The organism is Chryseobacterium bernardetii (genome assembly GCF_003815975.1).
GTDB classification, from domain to species: Bacteria; Bacteroidota; Bacteroidia; order Flavobacteriales; family Weeksellaceae; genus Chryseobacterium; species Chryseobacterium bernardetii.
This window is the reverse complement of record NZ_CP033932.1, coordinates 3,335,989-3,359,595: the sequence shown is the minus strand read 5'-3', so window position 1 is coordinate 3,359,595 and position 23,607 is coordinate 3,335,989. Positions and strand designations below refer to the sequence as shown.

Below are 23,607 nucleotides of genomic sequence, written 5' to 3'. Positions count from 1 at the left end.
ACATAACATTCTAAAAGCCAATGAAATTCCCACAGCAACTTTCCTATAATTTTTAATATTACAATTCCGAAAACATTGATTAACAATAGAAAAAGTAATAATTTTTCAAAAATACAGGGATTTTGTGTGTAACTAATTCCTTATTCGTTCAACTAATCAACTGGAAACAATAAACTCCGGTTCAATATAGAAGAGATTTACTACTTTAAAAAAAACTAATGCAAACATCTTTTTTCAAAATTACCGCAGCCACTGCTGCGCTCTGTTTCAGCACACTGATGATGGCCCAACAGCAATCCCGTTCCGTAAGCGGAACAGTAAAGGATAAAAAAAACGGCGAATTGCTGATTGGTGTAGCGGTAAAAGTAAGCGATGATCCTTCAATTAACGTGGTAGCAAATGAATATGGATTTTACTCCCTGTCACTGCCGGAAGGAAACCATACTATTATTATCTCTTATCCGGGGTACAAGGATTTTGAACAACAAATTAATGTTGACCAGAACATGAAGCTGGATCTTTTTCTTAGCCAGGAAGAGCAAAAATCCAATACCATAGATGAGGTAGTTGTATCCGGAGTTAAAAAAGATAAAAATCTTTCCAGTGCCCAAATGGGAACGGAAACATTAAGTATTAAAAATATAGAGAAGCTTCCTGTATTATTTGGTGAAAAGGATGTTATGAAAACCATACAGCTTCTGCCGGGCATTAAAAGTAACGGAGAAGGAAGCAGTGGGTTCAGTGTCCGCGGCGGCGCTACAGACCAAAACCTGATTCTTCTGGATGAGGCACCGGTTTATAATGCTTCGCATTTACTTGGGTTTTTCAGTACGTTCAACAGTGATGCCTTAAAGGATGCCAGTATTATCAAAGGAAACAGCCCCGCCCAATATGGAGGCCGCCTTTCTTCTGTGATGGATGTAAAAATGAAGGACGGAAACAATAAAAACTATAACATCAACGGGGGAATCGGGCTGATCAGCAGCAGATTGAGTGTAGAAGGTCCTCTGCAGAAAGAAAAATCTTCTTTTATTGTATCCGGAAGACGAACGTATGCAGATCTATTTCTTAAGTCTTCTAAAGACTACAAAGACAACAAATTATATTTCTATGATCTCAACCTGAAGGCTAATTACCAGATCAATGAAAATAACCGTATTTATCTTTCAGGATATTTCGGAAGAGATGTTTTGGGACTGGGTGACACTTTCAATACAGATTGGGGGAATACTACCGCGACATTACGATGGAACAGTATCATCAATAGCAAGCTGTTCTCCAATACTTCCCTTATCTACAGTAATTATGACTATAAAATCGGTCTAAAAAACAATGGCAGTGAATTCAATTTAAATTCGAAGATACAGGACTGGAATCTTAAGCAGGACTTTACCTGGTTTGCAGGAAACAAGCATTCTGTACGTTTTGGCCTACAGTCTATTTATCATACACTGACACCTAGCAGCGCTTCGGGAACAATCGTTAATTCCTTCCCAAGAAATCCAAGATATTCATGGGAAAATGCATTGTATATTAATGATGATTTTAAGGCTACCGATAAGCTTACCATTAATTACGGAGCAAGACTTTCCCTGTTCAGTATATTGGGTGGAGATACGTTCAACACTTATGAAAATGGAGTGCTTACAGAAAGTCGGTATTTAGAAAAAGGAAAATTCGGGAAAACGTATACCAACCTTGAACCGCGTATTACAGCAAACTACCGCATCAATGAAGTGAGCAGCGTAAAAGGGGGCTATTCCAGAAATACTCAGAATCTTCATCTTCTAAGCAACAGCAGCAGCGGAAATCCCACAGACCAGTGGATTGGAAGCAGCTATTCAGTGAAGCCTGAAATTGCAGATCAGATCAGTGTAGGATACAGCAGAAACTTCAATAACAATAATTATGAACTGAATGCTGAGATCTACTATAAATCCATGCAAAATCAGATCGATTTCAAGAATGGAGCCCAGATAGGTTTCAGTACTGCGGCAGATGTAGAAAGTGAATTGCTGTTCGGTAAAGGAAGGGCGTACGGGTTGGAACTTATCGCTAAAAAGAAAAGCGGAAAGCTGACAGGCTGGATCTCCTATACCCTATCCAAAACAGAAAGAAAGATCAACGGAATTAATGATAACCAATGGTACAATGCAAGAATGGACAAAACCCACGACCTTTCTGTAGTGGCCACTTACCAGCTTAATCCCAAATGGACTCTTTCAGGGTTATTCCTTTACAGTACCGGGAATGCGGTAACCTTCCCAATTGGAAAATATGAACTGAACGGGCAGACCATATTCCAATACAACAGCAGAAATGCAGACAGAATGCCTGCTTATCACAGAATGGACCTTAGCGCTACCTATGAACCGGAATCCAATAAACGTTTCCGTGGATCATGGACTTTTGGAATTTATAATCTTTATGGCCGTCAAAATGCGTATACCATTACCTTCGAAGACAATCCAAACAATCCTGGAACAACCCGCGCCATGCAAACCTCCCTATTCCGTTGGGTACCTAACATCACTTACAATTTCAAATTTTAAATCATGAAAAAAGTATTTTTTATCATATTATCTGTATTTGCATTACACTCTTGCCAAAAGGAAATAGACCTGGATCTTGCCGACCAGAGCGGAAATATTGTTATTGAAGGCAATGTTACAGATGTTCAGGGCCCATACACTGTAAAAATTACCAAATCTGTTGGTTTTGCTCAACCCAATCAGTATCCGGCTGTTACAGGTGCTCAGGTTATTTTAAGCGATAACACAGGACAAACGGAAACCCTGCAATATACAGGAAGTGGGGAATATATTACAAGTACCTTTCAGGGAATCCCTGGAAGAACCTATACCCTTAAAGTTCTTGCAGAAGGAAAACAGTATAACGCTCAAAGCACCATGCCTCAAGCTGTTGAACTGGAAGGCCTCGCACAGGACTCTTTTAAAATAGGAAATAAAACAACCTATACCCTGCTCCCGATCTTTACAGATCCTGCTGAACTGGGAAATCGTTATCTGTTTAGTTTTACCATCAATGATCTATCAAAAAAATACATCAGCGTACTTTCTGATAATTTAAATAACGGCCAGCCGAATCAATGGAGCTTAGGTCTTCCTAATGATGACAATAAAGGAAGAGACCATGAGGTTGTACCGGGAGATGTCATCCATGTTAAAATGCAATCTATTGACACTAATATATTTACATATTACAGTGCGCTTCTTCAGATCTCTGACGGTTATGGCAGCGTTACTCCTGCTAATCCGCCAAGTAATATCAGTAACGGTGCATTAGGATATTTCTCTGCACATACTATAAGATCGCTTGATTTTCAGATTCAATAAGCTTTCTTCTACGATAATAAAAACGGTTATTCCAAAACTATAGGAATAACCGTTTATTTTTATAAATTAAAAGACAGTGCACATTATCTCAGTTTTCGTTTCAAAGCATAATATCTATATAAAAGCTTATCATACCGGATGATTCCGAAAAGAAGTGCTGCGGCCAGCAATAGTGTCCTTAGGTCTAAAATTTTATACAGAAAGCCGCCCATGATACATCCTGAAAAAAAACAGGCAATAATAGCAAGCTTCAGGGCAATATTCTTTTTAAGCTGTCTGTATTCACTTTCTCTCTTCTGGAAAAACATTTTAGACAATTCTATTCCCAGGTCTGTAAAAATTCCGGTCAGGTGGGTAGTTCTTACTACAGACTGGGAAACCCTGGTTACCAGGGAATTCTGAGCACCCATCGCAAACAGTAAAAGCCCGGCAATCGTATAGTCTGATATTGAGATATTCAATGACCGGATACCGGATAATCCTACCAATCCTAATATAAGGATCTCCAACAGCAAAGGAATAAGATGGGGCCTCAGCCTCTTATCCCGGGAAGAAAATTCAACAATAAAGCTTGAGCAAAAAGCACCTGCCAGAAAACAGATGATAAAAACGAGATATACAAACGCTTCACTATACTTTTTAAGGAATATCTCTTCTGAAAAAAAAGCAAAGTGCCCGGTTATATTGGTAGTAAGGATCTTTACTGCTAAAACCCCGACAATATTCACTACTCCGGCAACAAAAGAGAGCGCTGAAGCCAATTTTAAATTATGGAAATAAGTCCTGTTCTTTCCTCTGTGTCTGAACATATCAATTAATCCTTTTTTAAATGCACATTCAAAATATTTTACCTTCGAATTCGGTTACAAGATGTCATCTTATTCCTAAATATTATTCATAAATGTCTGGATTAAATGATTCTGGTTTTGCATATGCCCAGCAGAATTTTTAATGCTGGCAGGTGTAAAAACAACTGGATAAAATAAATAAGTAAAAAAAAATAATTTAGAACGTCAGCAACCGCTGTGAAAAACATATCGACTTAAATTTTTATCCAGTACTGTCTTACATTATTAGGAGTACAATTTCATACTCTTATCATATTATTAAAGCCAGTTGCATAAATATCATCTTTTTAAAATAATCATCATCCTTTATTTATCGGCATTTACGGCTTGTCTATAAGAATCAGAATCATCATGTACTACAATTCAGAATCTATTTTATTACTTTTGTAAAATTAATTCGTTCAGGCAGAAAATCTGGTGATTTATATTGGTTTAAAATGTGATTTAAGTTACAAACTGAACGTTTATTCAATAGCCTGCATAGAAAAATTATGATCTCAAAATTTATTTTCAATAATCAGTATCTTTTTGATGAACTTCCTGAATATGACAAGGATTTGCTTCTAAAAGCCATGAAAACCAAAAACTACCGTAAAAATGAGGCTATATTTACTGACGGTACAAAGCCCAACGGCATTTACTACCTTAATGCAGGGAAAATAAAAAAATATAAGGTAGATAATGATGGCCGGGAACAGATCATCTATATCTACAGTTCCGGAGAATTTTTCGGATATTCGGCTATTTTGAGCCAGGAATCTTATGGAGATACCACCTCCACACTTGAAAATTCTGTGATCTCTTTTATTTCAAAAGACAATTTTCTTGAAATCCTTAGCCAGTCTTCTGTTTTTTCAGGACTTTTATTGAAATCTTTGAGTCATGAATTTAGTGTAATGGCCAATCTTATTGCTGTTTTATCACACCGCACCGTAAGAGAGCGGGCAGCATTGAGTTTACTGATCCTTCACAGCAAGTATAAATCTAATGACATCCCCGGAGAAGAAGTATTAATTTCTCTATCCCGCGTAGATCTTGCCAATATGGTAGGAACAGCCAGGGAAACCCTGACCCGTATTCTCAATGATTTTAAGCAGGAAAAATTAATTAAATCGGAAGGACGAAAAATACAAATCCTCGACTTTAAGGAGTTAATGAATATTGCTAACTTTTATTAAAAAACAGCTCCCATTTCAAAAATCTCCTGACATCCTGTTGTCATCAACTGCTCTTAATTTTGTATCAAATTATTTTAATACAGAATTATATGAAATTAACATCACTAAGAATCATTGCAAATGATATCAGGCAGTCTGTTGAGTTTTATGAAAAAACAATGGAAGTCGCGGCTCAATGGTATACTGAAGATTTTGCAGAACTTGGCACCAACTCCATTACTATAGCTATCGGCAGTACCCGTACCATGAAAATGTTCGGTAATGAACATCCTACAGAATTCCAAAGCCCTGGTAATATCATCATCGAATTTATGGTTTCTGATGTAGACCGTGAATATGAGAGAATTAAAAACCTGACAGATCATATCGTACAAGAGCCTACAACAATGCCATGGGGAAACCGTTCTCTTCTGTTCTGTGATCCGGATGGGAACCTGATTAACTTTTTTACTCCGGTAAGTCCGGAAGCTGTTCAAAAGTTTAAATAAAATCAAGAGTCCGGGTAAATAACCCAATATAAAAAAATAGGCCGCAAAAGGTAGAATTGACTTATAATAATAGGATTTATATCAATTTAGAACATAAAAAAAGGAGGCTTTATTGCCTCCCTTTTCTTTTGTACTATAACCAGACCTTGAATTTCTTTATATTAATTTGTGTTTTTTTTCTTATCATTTGGTTTTTTAAGAAATCCACGTTTAAGGTTAATCATACACTTCTATTAATTTCATCACTTGTTTTAATTCTTTCTCATCATTTGTGTTTTGCACAACTATAAATTATTATTTTTATAGTTATTTCATTTACCTGTTTTGATGAATTGAAAAACTAAAAAAAGCATTAGCAATTCATTCGGTAAATTTTATACTACAAAGTAACGACATTGAAGGATAATATCATCTATAAATACCATCGATACATATCAGATCCGATATAGATATTTATCGATAAAACAAATGAAATAATAAAGAAGTGTAGAACAGCCGGCAGGAATTCTATATTTTATGATGTGTTTTGATAAGATCAATTAATTCTACAAGGTTTTCTATTTTCAGCTTTTCAAAGATATTTTTTTTGATTGTACTTACTGTATTTTGCTTTATATTTAAATTATTCGCAATTTCCAGATTTCCAAGTCCGTCTGCATAGAGTTCTGCAATCTGCAGTTCTCTCTTGGTTAAGCTGCTCAATGGGCTTATTACATTGGGATCGTAAATGAACTGTACCAATAAATTCCTTGTGAGGTCAGAAAAATATTCTCCTTTTTCAATAAATTGGGTAATAGCTTCTCTAACTTCTTCTTCTTCACTTAGTTTGCTAAGATATCCGTTGGCTCCCGCTTTTATAAACTTAAGAGCATACAAATCCTCTTCAAGCCCTGTAAAGACGAGAATCTTAATATCAGGGTTTGCACTTTTCATTTGTGGTAAAATGTGCAAACTGTTTCCTTCTGGGAAGTGAGCATCAATAATGGCTATTTCAATTCCTTTGGTCTCTACGAGTTCTACAGCCTGCTGTAAAGACGAGGTATGATATACTATTGCATTGGGAACAATATCGCTAATAACAATTTCCATTCCCTGTCTTACAATACTGTGGTCATCTGCTAAAAGGAAAATGATTTCCCTGTTTTCAATTGGCATTTCCATTATTTATTATTGATATTTAAGTTGATCCTGAATGTTACCTGCGTTCCTTTGTGAAGCTTACTGGAAACTGAAATTTCTCCATCAAACAGTTCCACAATTTCCTTTACAAGGTTCAGTCCTAATCCTACTCCCAGATTATCCACCTCATCAGAAACAGTTCCCTGATAATAAGGATCGAAAATCTTTTTCAGATCAGATTCCGAGATTCCAACTCCGGTGTCTCCTACAGTCGTAATCAGAGTGATCTTATCTTTTCCTAATGGCTCCGTTGCCATCACAAGATCAATTTTCCCATTTTCCGTATACTTATTGGCATTCCCCAGAATGTTCATAAAGATCTGATTGATTCTGATATTATCTGAGAAGACTTCAATTCCTTCAGGAATTCTATCCGTTACTGCAAATTTATTGTTTCTGGTCTCAAGATAAGGGGAAATCACTTTTACAATAGAGCCTATTTCATCTTTAAGATTAAAAACAGACTTTATCAGCTTCTTCTCAGCATCCTGGTTTTTTGTATATTCCAAAATCTGGTTAGATTGTAAAAGAAGGGTACTGTTAGTAAACTTAATAGATTTCAGATAATCTTTAATAGTCTCATCTCCTGTTGATCTGTAAATCTTATCAATAAAGATATTGATGATCTTCAGCGGAGACCTCAGATCGTGGCTCAGCATTCCCAGAATTCTGTTTTTAAAATTCAGGTTATTCTTAATCTCTTTATTCGCTGCATTAAGCTTTCTCTCATAAATAAAGGCCACTCTTGTAAAATACATGATAAGAATGGATACGATGAACATCAGGACCATAAGCCCCAATACCAGATATCTTCTGATTTTATTATTGTCGGAGCTTTGTTTGTTATATTCTTTTTCCAGTTCGGTTTTAAAATCTTTAATTGCATTTTCATATACATCAATTAAACCGTTACTGTATACCAACAGTTTACTGAAGTTACTGTAGAACTGCATATTTTCACGCTGATTTTTGATAGCATATTGCTGTGCTTTCTTTACTTCAGCGGCATAATGCTTATCCATAGACTTCAAAGCCTTATCCATTTCAGTCTTTACATTGGAAATGTCTATGGTTTTATTATTTGTTAAAGTAATTACAGTACTTTCTTTCTGAACATTTACTTTACCTGTGATGGCATCTTTCAGACGTCCCATGAAGCCTTTCTTCTTGATGGTGTCTGCATAGGTACGAGTCTGTATATTGAAATTCTCAAAGTCATTCTTATACTTTTCAGGCTCGTATTGCTTATCCTCAATCTTTGCCGGCGGCTTCAGAGAGGTTTCGTACACAGAATCTATAAGGGTTTTCAGCTTGGTGACCTTAAGAGTATCCATTTTATGCTGTGCCAGGCTGTTTTTAAGCCTGGGACTCGTATTTTCATACTCCCCGATCTTGTCAAAATTCTTTTTAAGTTTTCTCAGAGACTCAAAATAAAGCTGCAGATCTTTATTATCCTGGGTCACCATATACCGTTGAAGATGCTCCTGAGCATCAATGAAATCTTTTCTTGAATTGTCTGTAAGCCCTCCCAAGGCCCTGCTCTCCTCCAGTTGCGTTTTAATAAACTGCAACTTTTTCTCATTCACAACCTCATTGTAAAAAAACACACCTATGATTACCTGTATCAATAAGATACACATAATCAACGAGTAATGAACAAGCTTCCTCAATTTAAAATTTAAGAATTTATATTTCATATCTACTGCCAGGTAAATTAACCTTCTGTTTTCCTAGTCTCTTTTATTAGTCTTAAACAATATAATATTATCAATAAAAATTCAATAATTACCAATATATTATTCAATTAGCAAAGTTAAATTAATTTTTATCTACTTAATAATATAAAATTTCTGACAAAAAGAAGCAAATTCAGATCTAATTTACATTAAAAAGCCTATAAAACCTAAGCTTTTAATTAGTGTAACTCGCTTTTTTTAGAATAGATGTAAAAAAATGACCCTTATCAAAAATATTTAAAGATATGCTTTTATAGGGATTGGGATATGTAAATTTATGAAAGAATTATTTATAATTAATGATTATGAATGTTCAGGCTCCTTCTTTCCATACATTATTTTTTCCACTCCAATTTCTGTAAATTTCTAACGTTCGTCTGTTTTGAATGCCTGGCAGTTAAGAAAATGGCTCCGGCAAGTGCTGTAAAAGCAAATGTTCTTAAAAAACTATTACGGCTACAATTCCTGTTCAATGGAAAAACAAGGGATCAAGGAAATAAAGAGATGAATCAGGAAATGTTGAAAACAAATAATTAATGGTTTATAAATGGCTCTGACTTATCCTTATAAATCAGAGCCATGTATTTATAGTTATAGACTAAAGTTATCTAAAAGACTTTTCATTTCTTCAAGAGAGATATTATTTCCGGAGGCTACCACTCCATATCTGTTTCCTTCCAAATACTGGATACTGGTCATTTTATCACTCTCATACATACTGTGATCAAAGTAAACAAACCAACCTTTATAATTTTTAATATTGGTTTTATCACCCGGCTCCTCTATTGCTTTCAGCTCCAGATAATTTAAAAGGCTTCCTTTCACCTGCTCCGCACCCGCTCCGGCACCATCCGTTACCATTAAATATACATTCTGAGATCCTTTTGTATAATTTGCAGTAGCTGATGAGCCTGTTTCTTTATCTTCAAAAGCATTTACTTCCGTAAGCTTAAAACCATTAATTTCTTTCTTGAATTTGCTTTTAAAATCATTCGGACTTATAGGCTTTAATTTTTTCAGTTCTTTAGCCAGATTCTCAACTTTTGTGGAATCAGAATCATTCTGTACATATTCTGTAGCTGTTCCTACGGGCTGATTAGCAAAAACAACATTAGATCCTAAAATAAATGTTAAAACACCTGCTCCCAGATAAGATAATTTCATAAATAATTAATTTTTTAGTCTCACAGGCATTGCAAAAAATGCACCAAATGAAAAAACAGAGATTCTTTTCTCGTTCTTACTTCTTCTTTCCTGAAAAAAGCAAGCGTTTTCCATTCAAAAGACCGATGAACAGGAATAAATAAAAAGAAGTCATCATCATTTTACAGCAGCCAATAAAAATAATCAATCTGATTTTTAGCCGATTATTAAGTCTTGTTAAAATTTATAGAAAAAAAGTTTTGCAGAAACTAAAAATCATTCTATATTTGCACCACTGAAAACAACGATAACATCGGAGTTCAGGGAGAGTTGGCAGAGTGGTCGATTGCGGCAGTCTTGAAAACTGTTGACTGTAACAGGTCCGGGGGTTCGAATCCCTCACTCTCCGCTTAGGGAGACGTTTATTTTTTAACGTCTCCTTTTTTATATTTATTATTCGCTGATTTTCAGGGATCAAGGATCAAGCGCAAAAGTTGGGGACTAGACAAAAAGTTTAGCTAATCTGAAGATAAAAAAGGTTCTGTCTTTTACTCCTCTGAGCTGCATTCTGAAGTTTTTTATTTTCGCATTGAAAGATTCTGCTGTAGCATTAGTTCCATAAATGCCTTCAAGAGAGTTACCTTTTATTTATAGGTTCAATGGTTATGAACGCCCGTAAGCGGATATCATCTTCAACATCAATAGATTTAAACAAATCATACCATCCCGTACGAAAGCCGCCAGCACCATAATTAATATGAACATAAAAAGTATTTTTCCTTTCAAAATATCCATCTATTACTGTGGAATGCCCATAGCTGGTAAAATTTCCCATGTGAAAATAAACTGGTCTTCTATGCCCTATCTCATTTTTTATCAACAACTTAACTTGCGCTTTATCAATAACATGCTGTATTTGTTCTTTTTCAGCAATAAGCTTCATTTGCTCCTCTGAGAAGGGAATATTTCCTGTAAAGCTCGCATAAAAAGTAGCTTTGCAGTCGAAATGCCGGGCTATTAAAGGAGCAGGGTTAATCATTTCCAGATATTTTGAAGTACCAAAATCTTTCCGAATGGCAAGAGCCGTAAGATAGGAATAACGGGCCACTGCATCTATAGCCTTTGGAGCACTGTTGTCTTCTATACTTGTCCTAAAATCATTCCAGGAAAGTTGATAGGCAGATAAAGTATCTTTAATAATATATCCTTTGGAACAAGTATACGAAACAGTCCCAAACGGTTTCAAACGGTGGTAATAAAGGATTTGTGATAAGGCAGTACTCCAGCATCCTAACACTTGATTATCGGGAGTATATCGGGCATAAGTTCCCCACTGATCCCAATTGGTTTTAAGTAAGAAGGCTGCTTTCAATCTGGCTGGCTGCTGTGCCGGAATTTGCTTTGCACTAATCTGAGAATACGTAATCTGAAATGTCAGCAGTAAGAAAAAGGAAAATAATGATATTGATTTCATAGATAAATTGTTTGGTGCAAATAAACAATTCTCATAGGAGTACGCCCACTCAAAACATGTTTTGAGAGTTCTTTTAATGCTTACGATGGATCAGCTGAAGATAAGATTTGGGAGAATATCCTGTCTGTTGTCTAAAAATACGGTAAAAGCTGGCTTCAGAATTAAATCCACAATCAAAAGCAATTCCTGTTAAACTTAAATGCTCATACTTAGGGTTGCCCAGTCTCTTTTTTACTTCCTCCACGCGGTAACTGTTCACCCAGCTTCGAAAGTTTATCCCAAACTCAGCATTGATGGCAGCTGATACTTGTGCTGTTGGAAAATTAATTTTTCCGGCAAGCTCTTTAAGGCTAAGTTCCGGTTCCATAAAAAGCATTTGTTTTTCCATCACCTCCGTCAAAGCCAGCTTAATATCTGAAAAGTCCTGTATGTTTGTGGATGGCTTGTTTATGGTATTTACAGATTCAATGAGTTCTGCAGGCTCTGAAATTATTGCCTCAGGAAAACGTACCATATGTACTTCAGTAGTAAGTATTGTTTTATAGCCCTGGAATGAAAGATAATATATGAGCATGGTGAGATAACAATAAAAAAGCTGTAAATAAAGAAAAGAATTTTTAAGCTGGAAAATATTGGCTGGTATTGAAGATATCGTCAGTGCAGCTGCCAATATTCCGGTTACAATAAGCAGATTTCGTAACCAGGTTAATTCAGAATACTGTGTAGCAGACTGGCTGGTAAACAACCAATGACGATACGCCTGGATTTTTTTCAGACTCAATATCCAATAAATAACTGCAGAAATGATGGCTACAAGATCTTCTACCCACTTAAAATTATTATAAAAGAAATACCTTTCAGCAAAAACATCTTTTATGAGAATGTCTGGCTTGAAAAGAGTGAAAATATATACCAATACAGCATGAGACTGGAAAAGGAATACCGGTAAGAAATGCCATAAATTCTTACGATTAAATCTATATTCTTTCTGCGTCAAAGAGCAGATATATAAGTAAATTAAAGGCTGGATCAATGTGTCAATGGCTAATGGTAGATAATGCAAAGCTGGAAACTTCCACAGGCCTAAGGTGTGCAGCAAAATTTTAAAATTGAGCAAAACCAGAGTGACTAATATTGCAGACAATATTTTTTTGCCGGCTGATTCAGAAGGATAGCTGCTTATAACTATTGCGGCAACTATTCCTTGAATAATGCCGACAATAATTACTATATCAAAAACACTAAAGCTGCCTCCCATTGATTGAAAGAATATGAAATAACTTACAAAATTAAAATATGCCAAAATAAGCAATTAAATCCAACTCTTTTTCAGAAAGATAGAGAAAACCCGACAAGAGCTTTAACATTTTATCAAATTCTTACACTGAGTTACAGAAGATTGGCTGTTTTCTGAGTCTGGGACGTTCAGCGTTTCCCGGAAACTATCAAAGTAATAATGATTCTGAAACTCCTGTATGTTTTTTTTCTCAATTTTCCTATCTTTAAACTTTCAAGTAAGAATTTCTATGAGTAAGCCTTCTGATCCCAATGCAGAAATGATGAAACGCCTGCAGGAAATGCAGAAAGAACAGCTTATGATTTCCCGTTTAACCAAAGAGTTTGCTACCATTTTAGATAAGAAACAGCTTCAGCTTGTTATCAACAAATCTTTCAAAACTGAACTGGGATTCAATGATTGTATGATGATCAGGGATGTAAAAGGAAATATTGAAATACTCAGCAGCGGGACTGAAAATCAGAATCATATCGCAGATCATCAGCTTGACAGGTATTTAAAAAAATGTCTTGATTCCGCAGAACCGCTGCTTTTTGATCTTAAAGAATGGTCACCGCTTCCTTCCTGTTTTACCGAAGCTAAAAGTTCGGGAATGCGGATGGCTGTCGGATTGGGACTGCCGGCTGTCAGTGAAAGTAAAAATGTACTTTTCCTTTTCTACAAAAGCTTTGTTTCAAGAGATACAATTCCGGAAAGGATTTTAAACGGCATTTCTACCCAGCTTTCCATTACCCTCCATAATATGGATGTTCAGGAACAGTTGAAAACATTTCAGGGAAATATCCGGGACTTTCCGAAAGAAGTTGAAGAAGAAAAGAAAAGCGAACACGGCTTTCAGGGAATTGTGGGGCAAAGCGAAGCCATGCAGCTCATTTTCGAAAAGATATCGCAGGTAGCTCCATCACAATCCAATGTGATTATCTTTGGAGAAACGGGCACGGGAAAAGAGCTTATAGCACAAGCAGTTCATGAACTTTCAGAATTTTCGGGAAAGAAGATGGTCAGGATAAACTGTGCAGCTATTCCTGCCAATTTAATAGAATCTGAACTTTTCGGACACGAAAAAGGAAGCTTCACGGGAGCAACAGAGCAGCGGAAAGGAAAGTTTGAACAGGCCCACAACAGCACTATTTTTCTGGATGAAATTGGTGAACTTCCCCTGGAATTACAAGCCAGGCTTCTGAGAGTTCTCCAGGAAAAAGAAATTGAAAGAATCGGGGGAAACAAAAGAATAAAAGTGAACGTAAGGATCATTACAGCCACCAACAGGAATCTTGAAAAAGAAGTGGCGGAAGGCCGGTTCAGAAGTGATCTTTTTTACAGACTGAATGTTTTTCCCATCCATCTTCCTGCCTTGCGGGAAAGAAAAGAGGATATTCCTTTGCTGGCAGACTATTTCCTTGAAAAACTCTATCCTAAGACAGGCAAAAAGATTAATGGTTTTTCTCGGAACGTGATAAAAATGATGATCGACAATCCATGGCTGGGTAATATCCGTGAACTTGAAAATATGATTGAAAGAAGCATACTGACGGCAAAAGGAAATATCATCAGAGAAATGGATTTTCCGAAAGTTATTAACGCTCAAAACACGGATCAGGATTTTCAGGTTAAAACACTGCAGGAATTTGAAAAGGAATATATTTTAAAAATAATCAAAAAATGTAACGCCCGTATTTTCGGGGAAACAGGTGCGGCGAAACTGCTAGGATTACCACCAACCACGCTGATCTCAAAGATGCAGAAACTCGGAATAGAGAAGGAACATTATTATAAGAAATAATCAATATGGAAATAGAGCTTTTAAAATATTTACAGAGTAATCCAGCAGCATATCCCAATAATCAGGAATACGAAGGAAGGATAAAACCAATTTCACCTATAGAAATACAACAGCTTGAAGTAAAATATAACAATGGACATGCTTTTCCAAAAGTTTTAAAAGAGCTTTTATTTCTTGCAGGAAACTATTGTTATGTTCTTGATTATAATATTTTTGAAACTCAGGAAGAACTTCAGGAGGCTGCCAGGTCGTGGTTATTGTTCTATAATAGAAATATCAACAGAAACTTTTTTGTTGTTGATACCTATAATGCAGGTGATCAATTTTTATTTATATATCTGGATGAAGCAGATGATCCAATAATAAGACAAGCCTATTTACCGTCAAGGAGCGATATTCAATTTATTACGTCCCTTTTAAACAGGACTCTCTCTCAATATATAGAAGATCAGATTGATGATGTAAAACAGGGACATAATCCTTTTTAATCAACCATTTCTATTTTCCCGGAAGACAATGCCCAGAAAATCCAAAGTCCTAAAATGATCATCAAAGAAACTGCCGGTATCCAGAATGACAGGATTAATGCGATAACATAGATGGGAAGCCCATATAAATAATTATTACGGATCTTTTTTATAGCAGTATCGGTAATACCGGGACGCAAAAGTTTTTTATTCCGTGTGGCCAGAAACCATAATAAATTGTAAGCAAGATTGATCAGGACAAAAATACCGGTATAAAGTGCCACAACAACAGAAGAGGCTTCACCGTCAAAATACCTTGCCAGCAAAGCGGTAGGATAAGAAACTGCCGAAACCAGAAAAAGGATCAGTCCGTTGGCAAACATAATTGCTGAATTCCTGCTGTAGATCTGTTTGAAAATCTTATGATGATTCACCCACATGATAAAAATGCTGAAAAATGAAAGGATAAATGCCAGAAATGCCGGCCATTGATTCTTCAGAAAGACCAGCAGATCATTCCCGTTTTGTATTGAGTTCTCTTCAGGAAAGTGAAGATCCAGCACCAAAAGCGTAACGGCTATTGCAAAAACACCATCGCTGAACCCTTCTATTCTGAGTGTTTCTTTTTCCATAATTATCGATTGATTTAATATTGTAAAGACATAATGATTGTATCCTCCAATTATTTGAAGAATTATGATTAAAAAATTGAAAGGAAATATCGTCTCCGGCTAGCTTTGCCCGGGATTATTTATAACCTTTGTCAATTCCCAGTTTTTTCATTTTGGAATATAAAGTCTGAGCTTGGATCTTCAGCAGCTCTGCAGCACCGCCCGGCCCGGAAACTTTTCCGTTGGAAGTCTGAAGTGCACTCATGATATGATCTCTTTCCATATCTTCCAATGATTTCAGCTGACCTGGCGTTTCAGAAGATTTTTCAATGTTTTCAGGAAGGTCAAAACGTTCTATTTCCGTAGTTTTGGCCAGAAGAACACTTCTTTCAATAAGATGTTCCAGTTCGCGGATATTTCCCGCCCAGTGATAATTCAGCAGCTGTTCCAGTGCTTTTTCACTGATGGATGTGATATTTCTTCTTGAGGCAGCTGCATATTTATTCAGGAAAAAATGGGCCAGCAATACGATATCTTCCTTTCGCTCTCTCAGCGGAGGCAGCTCAATAGGGAAAACATTCAAACGGTAATACAGATCCAGCCTGAATCTTCCTTCGGCCACTTCTTTTTCAAGAGAACGGTTGGTAGCTGCCACAATTCTTACGTTTACTTTAATCGTGTTATTTCCTCCCAGCCTCTCGATTTCTTTTTCCTGGAGAACTCTCAGCAGTTTAACCTGTGAATCCAGTGGCAGCTCCCCTATTTCATCCAGGAAGACCGTTCCTCCGCTGGCCTGCTCAAACTTTCCGATTCTCAATGTATTGGCTCCGGTAAAGCTTCCTTTTTCATGTCCGAAAAGCTCGGATTCGATAAGGGCATGCGGCAGTGCAGCACAGTTGACCACAACAATAGGGTGAGCTTTACGCTCTGAAAGCTCATGAACGGAATGGGCCACTTTTTCTTTTCCTGTTCCGCTTTCCCCAACCACCAGAACAGACGTATCTGTAGGAGCTACCACCCTTATTTTTTCAACCACATCCTGAAGAACCTTGCTTTTCCCGATAATTCCTTCAATGACTTCATGATTTCCGGTATCAGTGCACAATTCACAGCCTCTTTCCATGTCATAACGGTATCTGGCAATATCAAGCATAACAATCATATCACGCTCCCGGAAGGGTTTTACCATAAATCCGTAAGGCTGTGTTTCTTTCACTGCTTCCAGAGTAGACTGGTTGGTATTGGCTGAAATATAAAGAAAAGGCAGGTGCATTTCACGCAGTTCCCAGGCAAGATCGATTCCTGTGAGGTCACCTTTTAAGATGATATCAAGAAGCACCCAATCCGGCTTATTATCTGCAATCAGTTTTCTGGCCTGAACCACTGAAGATGCAATTCCTGTAACCTGGTAACCGGCTTTCATCAGCATCAGTTTCAGATCATTGGCTACAATAAATTCATCTTCTACAATTAATATTTTTTCTTTCATAATAATCAGCCTTTAATTTGAAGGAGTTATTTCTGTATTTTTTCTGAAGGTAATCGTGACTTTTAAGCCCCCTTTGTTTTCGAGATGGAAAGTTCCGTCCAGCTGATCGGTAAGTCCGCGCATCAGATTCATCCCCAAAGATTCAGTTTCCTCGATATTGAAATCTTCGGGAAGTCCTACTCCATTATCTGAAATCCTCAGTTCACAAAGATCATCGCCGATATTTTTAAATGAAACGAAAACTTCCCCTTTCCGGTCATCCGGAAATGCATATTTTACGGTATTATTGACTGCTTCATTGACGATCAATCCCATCGGAACAGCCTGTGCCACATCAAGAAATACTTTATCCGTATCCACTGTAAAATTAATTTTTCTGTCGGATGAATAACATTCCTTGATATAAGTAATCAATTCATAAATATACCACGACATGTCAATCATTGAAAGATTATCAGATTGATAAAGTTTCTGGTGGATCAGGGACATCGCGTGCATTCTGTGCTGGCTGTTCTGGATGGCCATCAGGGCATCTTCATTGTCCAGATAAGCCGACTGCGTATTCAGCAGGCTGATCACAATCTGCAGGTTATTTTTAACCCTGTGATGGATTTCCTTTAAAAGCCATTCTTTCTCAGAAAGTAATTTCTTCAGCTGTTCGTTCTGTTCATCAATCTGCTTACGTTTCAGTTCCAGGTTTTTATTGGCATTGCTTTTTAATCTTGAGCGGTTATACAGCAAGGCTGCAAAAAGTATCAGCGCCAGAATGCTTCCGATAAAAACATATCTGATAAAAGTATCATTCGCAATTTTAATATCCTGCAGTTTGGCTTTCTGGGTCAGCAGCTGAATGTTTTTATCCTTCTGCTCCGTTTCAAACTGAATTTTAAGGCTGTTGATCTGCTTGCTTTTTTCACCGTTAAAAACAGAATCGGAAAGCTTTTTGTACAGCTGATAATGCTGTATGGCATCAAGGTATTTTCCCTGTATGGAATCTGCTTTGAACCACATCAAATGATTTTCCGAACGAAGCATATCATTTCCGTTATTTTTGGCTATTGAATCAAAAAGTCTGGCTTCACGGTACATTTTATCAAAGTTCCGGGTCTGATAATGGTAAAAAACAAAGCTTCGCAGCAATGAGGCCTGCTGGTTATTTTTCTCTGCATTTTCACCATAATAGGCTACCAGTTTTTTGTAGTAGGCTTCCGCTTCGTTAAACTGCTTTAGAATAGTGTAGGTACTGAAAAGGATATAGTTTTCCGACATTTCAAAATTCTGATCAACAATGGGATACCTTTCCCTGTACTCCTGAATCATGGTAATAGCCTGCTTAAACTTTTTCTGCCTGATCAGCATGGTAGAAATATTATTGGCCACCGTTCTGATATAGGTGTTATCTTTGTTTTTCTTTGCTGTGGCCAGTGATTTTTCCCAATACTTCATGGCATCATCATTCTTACGGAGATAATAATACACCATTCCGATATTGCTATAAATAGAGCACATCTGCAAAGAATAATCATTCACACTTTCGGCTGTTTTTTCTGCCAGAAGGCCATAACGGAGCGCTTCCTCATAATCCGCCTTCTGAATTTCAACCTGCGAAATAAGATTGTACACACTCTGTAATTCTCTGAATTTCACAGACTGATAAATAGACAGGGATTCTTTAAGTAATCCCAGAGCCTTATCCGGATTTTCCTTGATGTAATAAAGCTCACCAAGATCTTTTAAAACGCCTGCCTGATTCAGTTTTGATCCTGAATTCTTAAACAATTCCAATGCTTTTTCTTTCAGTTTAATTTTAGTATCAAAATATTCGGGTTTATTGTCATACATATATGATAATTCATTGTATGCTTCTCCGGCCTGCTCCTTAAAATGATGGTTTTCAAAATAAGAAAGCGCTTGTTTCATGTTGGAAAAAGCAATCGTTTTACGGCCTCTTTCTTTATCTATTTTGGCATCCAGAAATATGAGTTTTCCGGCAGACATCGGATCCCCGGATTTCATATTGAGTGCTTTTGCCTGTCTGTTCAGAATAGCGGCACTGTCGAGGTCAGCTTTCAGCTCTCCTTTTTTAGTAATGTAATAGTTACTCAGCCGCAGCAATAAAGCGATTTTCTGAGTCGTATTGCCGGAAGAAGAAATCTGTTTTCTCAACAGTGCAGGATTTTCCTGGGTCTGTGCTTTTACACTGCATGAAAACATCAAAACCAACGAAAAAAATACTATCCTTAGTAGATTTTTAGATAAAAAATAAAGGCCGAAATTCATTTTTTAAAGGTAATCTATTATCCTGTAATCTGCCATATCCGAATACTAGTTTTTACGGTGGTAAAAATAGCAGATGATCATTGCCAGTCCGGGTAAAATCAGTGTTACCAGCCCATATTGTTTTCCTGCATAAGCTCCTAAAAAACAGCCTACCAGAAATCCAAGAATGGTAATCAGCTGTTTCTTCAGGCTTGCCCATGCATCAGGATGATGAAAGCCGCTCGACAGAAGCGTTCCGAAATCCAGGGAAGCCTGGGTTACATTTCCTGTCATCATAGTAGTCGGGCCATGAGTTTCCTTTGCATACAGCTTTCCGAAAGCATTCTGAAGTCCCATTGCAAAAACGGTAATCATAGCCACAGTATACATTACGACTTCTGAAAATGTTCCATAGTAACTGAAAACGGCAACAATAATTCCGGCCGACAAGAGCAGTGCTCCTTCCCAGAATAACAGCGTATAATGATTGATGACTTTCCCGGCAATCCTCCCTCCTGCCATAACCGCAAGAATAAATACCGGAAAAGTAAGCAGCTTTACCCAGGCATGAATATCCGATCCTTTCACAAACTGATAGGCAAATACAATAAAGTTTCCCGTAACATGCGCCGAAAAAAGTGCATCTGCCGATACAAAAGTCACGGTATCGCAATATCCGGCAATCATGGTTAACAATAAGGTGACAAAACCGATATTATGTTTTACTTCCATTTTTCTATTTTAAATGTGATCGAAGCATCCAGGCCATTTTCTCATGGGTTTCCAGCAATCCTGTGATATAATCGCTTGTCCCTGAATCACGGAATTCAACAGCAAAGTTTTCAATATTTTCACGAAGATGAATGATGATACTTTCGTGGTCGGAAAGAAGTGCTCTGATGTAAGTCAGGCTGTCATTCGATTCCAGATGATGCTCAGACAGATGCGTTAATGCAAGATATTCCCTTAAAGTAGCCGGCGCGTAATGTCCCAGCGTTCTGATTCTTTCTGCCAGATCATCGATGATGTCGTCCAGCTGTCCGTATTGTGCCTCGAAAAACAGGTGTTTATTGTAAAAATCCGATCCTTCCACATTCCAATGGGCTTTTCTTGTTTTGGTATACAATACAAATTCGTCTGCTAAAGTGCTAACCAGTACTTCAGCAACTTTTGCTAAATTTTCGTTTTTAATTCCGATTGAAGTTTTCATTTTATAATATATTTAATAAGTAATAATCAAGTGAATATCTTCCTGCTCCCAATGCAAGAATCAGTAACAGAGACAGCGTGTACATAAAAGGAACATCCCGTACTTCCAGTGAATCTTTTCTGTGAACCACAAAATATCCGATAGCCGTCACTCCTATGGTCGGTAAAACTGCAAGCCTTGTTCCCAGTCCTAAAATGATCAGAAACGGAACCACCAGATCAGCAAATGAAGCGACTATGGCATTGAGTTGATCAGGCAATCCCAGAGGATTGGGAATCACTTCCCTTTGTCCGTTTTCCAGCCTGAATTTCTTTAAACCATGCACTCTGAACAGCTGAATGGCAAGGAGTATCCGGAAAACCAGAATTGAAGCATCATTGAATGATGAACCTAAATCCGATGAAAGGATCTGTTTTAAAATTTCCATACGTATTGATGTTTAAAAAGCAAAGCACGAACAGCCTAAAGCTCCCCAGAATGTGTGGTAATTATTAACGGGCACATTGCTCATCCTTGCCTGGTTATGATTATGATGATGAATATCGCAGCTTCCTGCACAGCTATGAATTTGTGAAGCTAAAGGAGCTTTTAAATCCTGTTTTGCATTTTTCTCAATTTCTTTCTGAAAATGTCCGCCTGCAGGGTAATATCCGTTATAAAGATTCGTTGGAGACCAATCCGGAAGCACAGGAATGGATGGTGGTGCGTAGGATGAGAATGTTCCTTTGGCATAGACTATTTTCCCGTCAACAATGGTCATTTCCGCTTCAATATTTTTGATCTCTTCATCATCAACCGTGAAATAATCCTGATCAAGAACTGCCAGATCAGCAAACATTCCTACTCTGATATCACCTTTTTTCTGCTGTTCCTGAGAGAACCATGCGCTGCCTTTTGTGTACAATTCCAATGCGGTTGATCTGTCCAGCTTTGTTTCGTGATACAATTGAAGTCCGCCAACGGTTTTTCCCGCGGTCAACCAATACATGGAAACCCACGGATTGTAGCTGCTTACCCTTGTGGCATCCGAGCCTCCGCCTACAGGAACTCCCATTTCCAGCATTTTTTTCACGGGTGGTGTACTTTCTGCGGCTGCGGAACCATAGCGGTCTGCAAAATATTCTCCCTGGTAAGCCATTCTGCTCTGGATGGCGATTCCGCCGCCAAGCATTTTCACTCTTTCAATATTTTTTTCATCAATGGTTTCTGCATGATCAAAAATCCATGGAAGACCATTGAAGGGAATATCGCGGTTTACTTTTTCAAAAACATTTAAAAAACGGGTGATGCTTTCATTATAGGTGGCATGCAGCCTGAATGGCCAGCGGTTTTCTACCAGTAAACGGACTACTTTTTCGAGATCTGCTTCCATGTTTTCAGGCAGATCCGGTCTTGGCTGCAGAAAATCTTCAAAATCGGCCGCCGAAAATACGAGCATCTCTCCTGCCCCGTTGTGACGGTACATATCATCGCCCTGATATAATTTTACAGTATCGATCCAATCGCTGAAATCTTCAAATTCATGCTTGGGTTTCTGGGTAAAAAGATTATAGGCAATCCTTACCGTAAGCTGTTTTTTCTCATTCAGTTCGTTCACTACCTGATAATCATCCGGAAAGTTCTGGAATCCTCCGCCGGCATCAATAACGCTGGTAATTCCGAAGCGGTTCAGTTCTGTCATAAAATGCCTTGTGGAATTCAGCTGGTGTTCGTAGGAAAGCTTCGGGCCTTTTGCTAATGTTGAATATAAGATCATGGCATTAGGTGTAGCAATAATCAACCCTGTAGGTTCACCATTAGCATCTCTTTCAATATGTCCTCCTGCCGGAGCCGGGGTGTCTTTGGTAAATCCTACCGCTTTCAATGCTGCCCTGTTCATTAAGGCCCTGTCGTATAAATGCAGGATAAAAACAGGTGTTTCCGGAGCAATGGCATTAATTTCCTCCAGGGTTGGCATCCTTCTTTCTGCAAACTGGAATTCGGACCATCCTCCCACAACACGAACCCATTGCGGGGAAGGTGTGCGGTCTACCTGGTCTTTTAACATTCTGAGCGCATCGGCCAGTGACGGAACTCCGTCCCATCTTAATTCCAGGTTGTAGTTCAATCCGCCACGGATCAGATGGATGTGAGAATCATTGATTCCAGGCACCACTCTTTTCTTTCTAAGATCAATAAGTTCTGTGGATTCATCTGCGAACTGGTCTGCCAGTCCGTCATTTCCAACCGCGATAATTTTCCCGTCTTTAATGACCACGGCAGAAACTTCCGGAGTTTCTTTATTGAAAGTGTGTATTTTTCCGTTGTATACGATAAGATCTGCTTTCATTTGTAATTATTTGGTGTTCAACTTCGAAATAGCATCCTGAATTCCTCCTCCGGCAACGGTGAAAAATGACGGCCCGGCCAGCAGAATCAGTTTTTTTAATTTCATTTTGTCGGATAGGTGCTGACTATTTAAATATAACTGGGTACGATAGGCGTCAAAAGCGCCCAAAACCACATTTTCTGCCACTAAAGCGGTTGGAGAATCAATTCCTGCGTCTTTGATATCGCTGGCAAAGGATACGATATGTACCTGCAGTTTCAAAGCTTCTCTCATCGCAACACTTCCTACTTCTTTCATAAGCTCGGCATCGAAAGAGTTTCTGTTCCCCAGGCCGATCAACAGCAGTTTTCCGGAGGCAAGGCTTCCTTTTGGAGGATTAATTAATAAGGTTTCCAGGGCATGTCCTTTGAATTTTCCTTTTTTACGGACTTCTGTAATAATTCCTTTTAATGCTTCATCCAGATGAACCATTCCGTTCAGTTCTTTGGGAAGCGCCGGCGGATTGAAAATATCTCCTTCCGTATACTCGAAAACACAGGCAATCTGCAAATCTGCTTTGGCAGCAGAGGGTCCCTGTACCAGTCCTACAACAGAAATTCCGTCAACAGTTCCCCATGTTTTTGAGGTTCCGATTGCTGTTTTTTCTGTAGCAGCCTGTGCTGAAACGAAGTGGGTTCCCGCAGTTGCCAAAATCAATGCTGTAAAGAGTGTTTTTGACCAATTGATGTATTTTGAAATTGAATTTTGCATAATAAATGAT

Annotated in this window: 20 protein-coding genes and 1 tRNA gene; 7 read left to right on the top strand and 14 right to left on the bottom strand. The window is 37.8% G+C overall.

All coding sequences use genetic code 11. The features are described 5' to 3' along the window. The first annotated feature begins 218 nt into the window (after positions 1-218). A complete protein-coding gene (locus EG339_RS15290) occupies positions 219-2,552 on the top strand; it encodes a TonB-dependent receptor (protein ID WP_123870834.1) in 2,334 nt (777 codons plus the stop codon). Positions 2,553-2,555: 3 nt separating this feature from the next. Continuing rightward, positions 2,556-3,356, top strand: coding sequence for a DUF4249 domain-containing protein (locus tag EG339_RS15285; protein WP_123870833.1), 801 nt, complete (start codon positions 2,556-2,558; stop codon positions 3,354-3,356). Positions 3,357-3,439: 83 nt separating this feature from the next. On the opposite strand, the gene EG339_RS15280 is transcribed toward EG339_RS15285, so the two are convergent. After that, positions 3,440-4,165 carry a YoaK family protein gene (locus EG339_RS15280; RefSeq protein ID WP_123870832.1) on the bottom strand — a complete coding sequence of 242 codons (726 nt, stop codon included), beginning with the start codon at positions 4,163-4,165 and terminating at the stop codon, positions 3,440-3,442. Positions 4,166-4,695: 530 nt separating this feature from the next. Between EG339_RS15280 and EG339_RS15275 the strand changes: the two genes are divergently transcribed. Next, on the top strand, positions 4,696-5,382 hold the full coding sequence (locus EG339_RS15275; protein ID WP_123870831.1) for a Crp/Fnr family transcriptional regulator: 687 nt from the start codon (positions 4,696-4,698) through the stop codon (positions 5,380-5,382). A gap of 89 nt (positions 5,383-5,471) precedes the next feature. Further along, the gene (locus EG339_RS15270) at positions 5,472-5,870 is read left to right on the top strand and encodes a VOC family protein (protein WP_123870830.1); all 399 of its coding nucleotides are present in this window, start codon (positions 5,472-5,474) and stop codon (positions 5,868-5,870) included. A gap of 507 nt (positions 5,871-6,377) precedes the next feature. Here EG339_RS15270 and EG339_RS15265 read toward each other — a convergent pair. From EG339_RS15265 to EG339_RS15255, 3 genes are all read right to left on the bottom strand, one after another. Further along, positions 6,378-7,031 (bottom strand): response regulator, encoded by a 654-nt coding sequence (locus tag EG339_RS15265; protein WP_123870829.1) that lies wholly within the window; start codon positions 7,029-7,031, stop codon positions 6,378-6,380. Beyond that, positions 7,031-8,635, bottom strand: a complete 1,605-nt coding sequence (locus tag EG339_RS15260) for a sensor histidine kinase (protein WP_225717956.1) — start codon at positions 8,633-8,635, stop codon at positions 7,031-7,033. The genes EG339_RS15265 and EG339_RS15260 overlap by 1 nt, the downstream gene beginning before the upstream one ends. Positions 8,636-9,376: 741 nt before the next feature. Continuing rightward, positions 9,377-9,949, bottom strand: coding sequence for a hypothetical protein (locus EG339_RS15255; RefSeq protein WP_123870827.1), 573 nt, complete (start codon positions 9,947-9,949; stop codon positions 9,377-9,379). Positions 9,950-10,252: 303 nt separating this feature from the next. Here EG339_RS15255 and EG339_RS15250 point away from each other — a divergent pair. After that, positions 10,253-10,337, top strand: a tRNA-Ser gene (locus EG339_RS15250). Between the two features lie 228 nt (positions 10,338-10,565). Here EG339_RS15250 and EG339_RS15240 read toward each other — a convergent pair. Next, complete coding sequence (locus EG339_RS15240) at positions 10,566-11,402, bottom strand: C10 family peptidase (protein WP_123870826.1); 837 nt, start codon at positions 11,400-11,402, stop codon at positions 10,566-10,568. A 73-nt stretch (positions 11,403-11,475) separates the two neighbouring features. Continuing rightward, the gene (locus EG339_RS15235) at positions 11,476-12,399 is read right to left on the bottom strand and encodes a helix-turn-helix domain-containing protein (RefSeq protein ID WP_228459624.1); all 924 of its coding nucleotides are present in this window, start codon (positions 12,397-12,399) and stop codon (positions 11,476-11,478) included. 529 nt (positions 12,400-12,928) lie between these two features. Between EG339_RS15235 and EG339_RS15230 the strand changes: the two genes are divergently transcribed. Together EG339_RS15230 and EG339_RS15225 are read left to right on the top strand one after the other, a co-directional pair. Further along, on the top strand, positions 12,929-14,482 hold the full coding sequence (locus EG339_RS15230) for a sigma-54 interaction domain-containing protein (protein ID WP_164466444.1): 1,554 nt from the start codon (positions 12,929-12,931) through the stop codon (positions 14,480-14,482). A 5-nt stretch (positions 14,483-14,487) separates the two neighbouring features. Continuing rightward, entirely contained in the window at positions 14,488-14,970 is a 483-nt protein-coding gene (locus tag EG339_RS15225) for a hypothetical protein (RefSeq protein ID WP_123870824.1), read from the top strand. On the opposite strand, the gene EG339_RS15220 is transcribed toward EG339_RS15225, so the two are convergent. The 8 genes from EG339_RS15220 to EG339_RS15185 all read right to left on the bottom strand — a co-directional run bounded on the left by EG339_RS15220 (position 14,967) and on the right by EG339_RS15185 (position 23,597). After that, complete coding sequence (locus tag EG339_RS15220; protein WP_123870823.1) at positions 14,967-15,581, bottom strand: TMEM175 family protein; 615 nt, start codon at positions 15,579-15,581, stop codon at positions 14,967-14,969. The two genes, EG339_RS15225 and EG339_RS15220, sit on opposite strands and share 4 nt — an antisense overlap. Positions 15,582-15,696: 115 nt before the next feature. Then, positions 15,697-17,049 (bottom strand): sigma-54-dependent transcriptional regulator, encoded by a 1,353-nt coding sequence (locus EG339_RS15215; protein ID WP_123870822.1) that lies wholly within the window; start codon positions 17,047-17,049, stop codon positions 15,697-15,699. 12 nt (positions 17,050-17,061) lie between these two features. After that, positions 17,062-19,329: a tetratricopeptide repeat-containing sensor histidine kinase gene (locus tag EG339_RS15210; protein ID WP_123870821.1), complete on the bottom strand. Its 2,268-nt coding sequence runs from the start codon at positions 19,327-19,329 to the stop codon at positions 17,062-17,064. A gap of 45 nt (positions 19,330-19,374) precedes the next feature. Further along, entirely contained in the window at positions 19,375-20,040 is a 666-nt protein-coding gene (locus EG339_RS15205) for a YoaK family protein (protein ID WP_123870820.1), read from the bottom strand. 4 nt (positions 20,041-20,044) lie between these two features. Then, positions 20,045-20,518 carry a Dps family protein gene (locus EG339_RS15200; protein ID WP_123870819.1) on the bottom strand — a complete coding sequence of 158 codons (474 nt, stop codon included), beginning with the start codon at positions 20,516-20,518 and terminating at the stop codon, positions 20,045-20,047. Position 20,519: 1 nt separating this feature from the next. Next, a complete protein-coding gene (locus EG339_RS15195) occupies positions 20,520-20,945 on the bottom strand; it encodes a DoxX family protein (RefSeq protein ID WP_123870818.1) in 426 nt (141 codons plus the stop codon). A 12-nt stretch (positions 20,946-20,957) separates the two neighbouring features. After that, on the bottom strand, positions 20,958-22,847 hold the full coding sequence (locus EG339_RS15190) for an amidohydrolase (protein WP_123870817.1): 1,890 nt from the start codon (positions 22,845-22,847) through the stop codon (positions 20,958-20,960). A gap of 6 nt (positions 22,848-22,853) precedes the next feature. Continuing rightward, positions 22,854-23,597, bottom strand: coding sequence for a M17 family peptidase N-terminal domain-containing protein (locus EG339_RS15185; RefSeq protein WP_123870816.1), 744 nt, complete (start codon positions 23,595-23,597; stop codon positions 22,854-22,856). Positions 23,598-23,607: the final 10 nt, after the last annotated feature.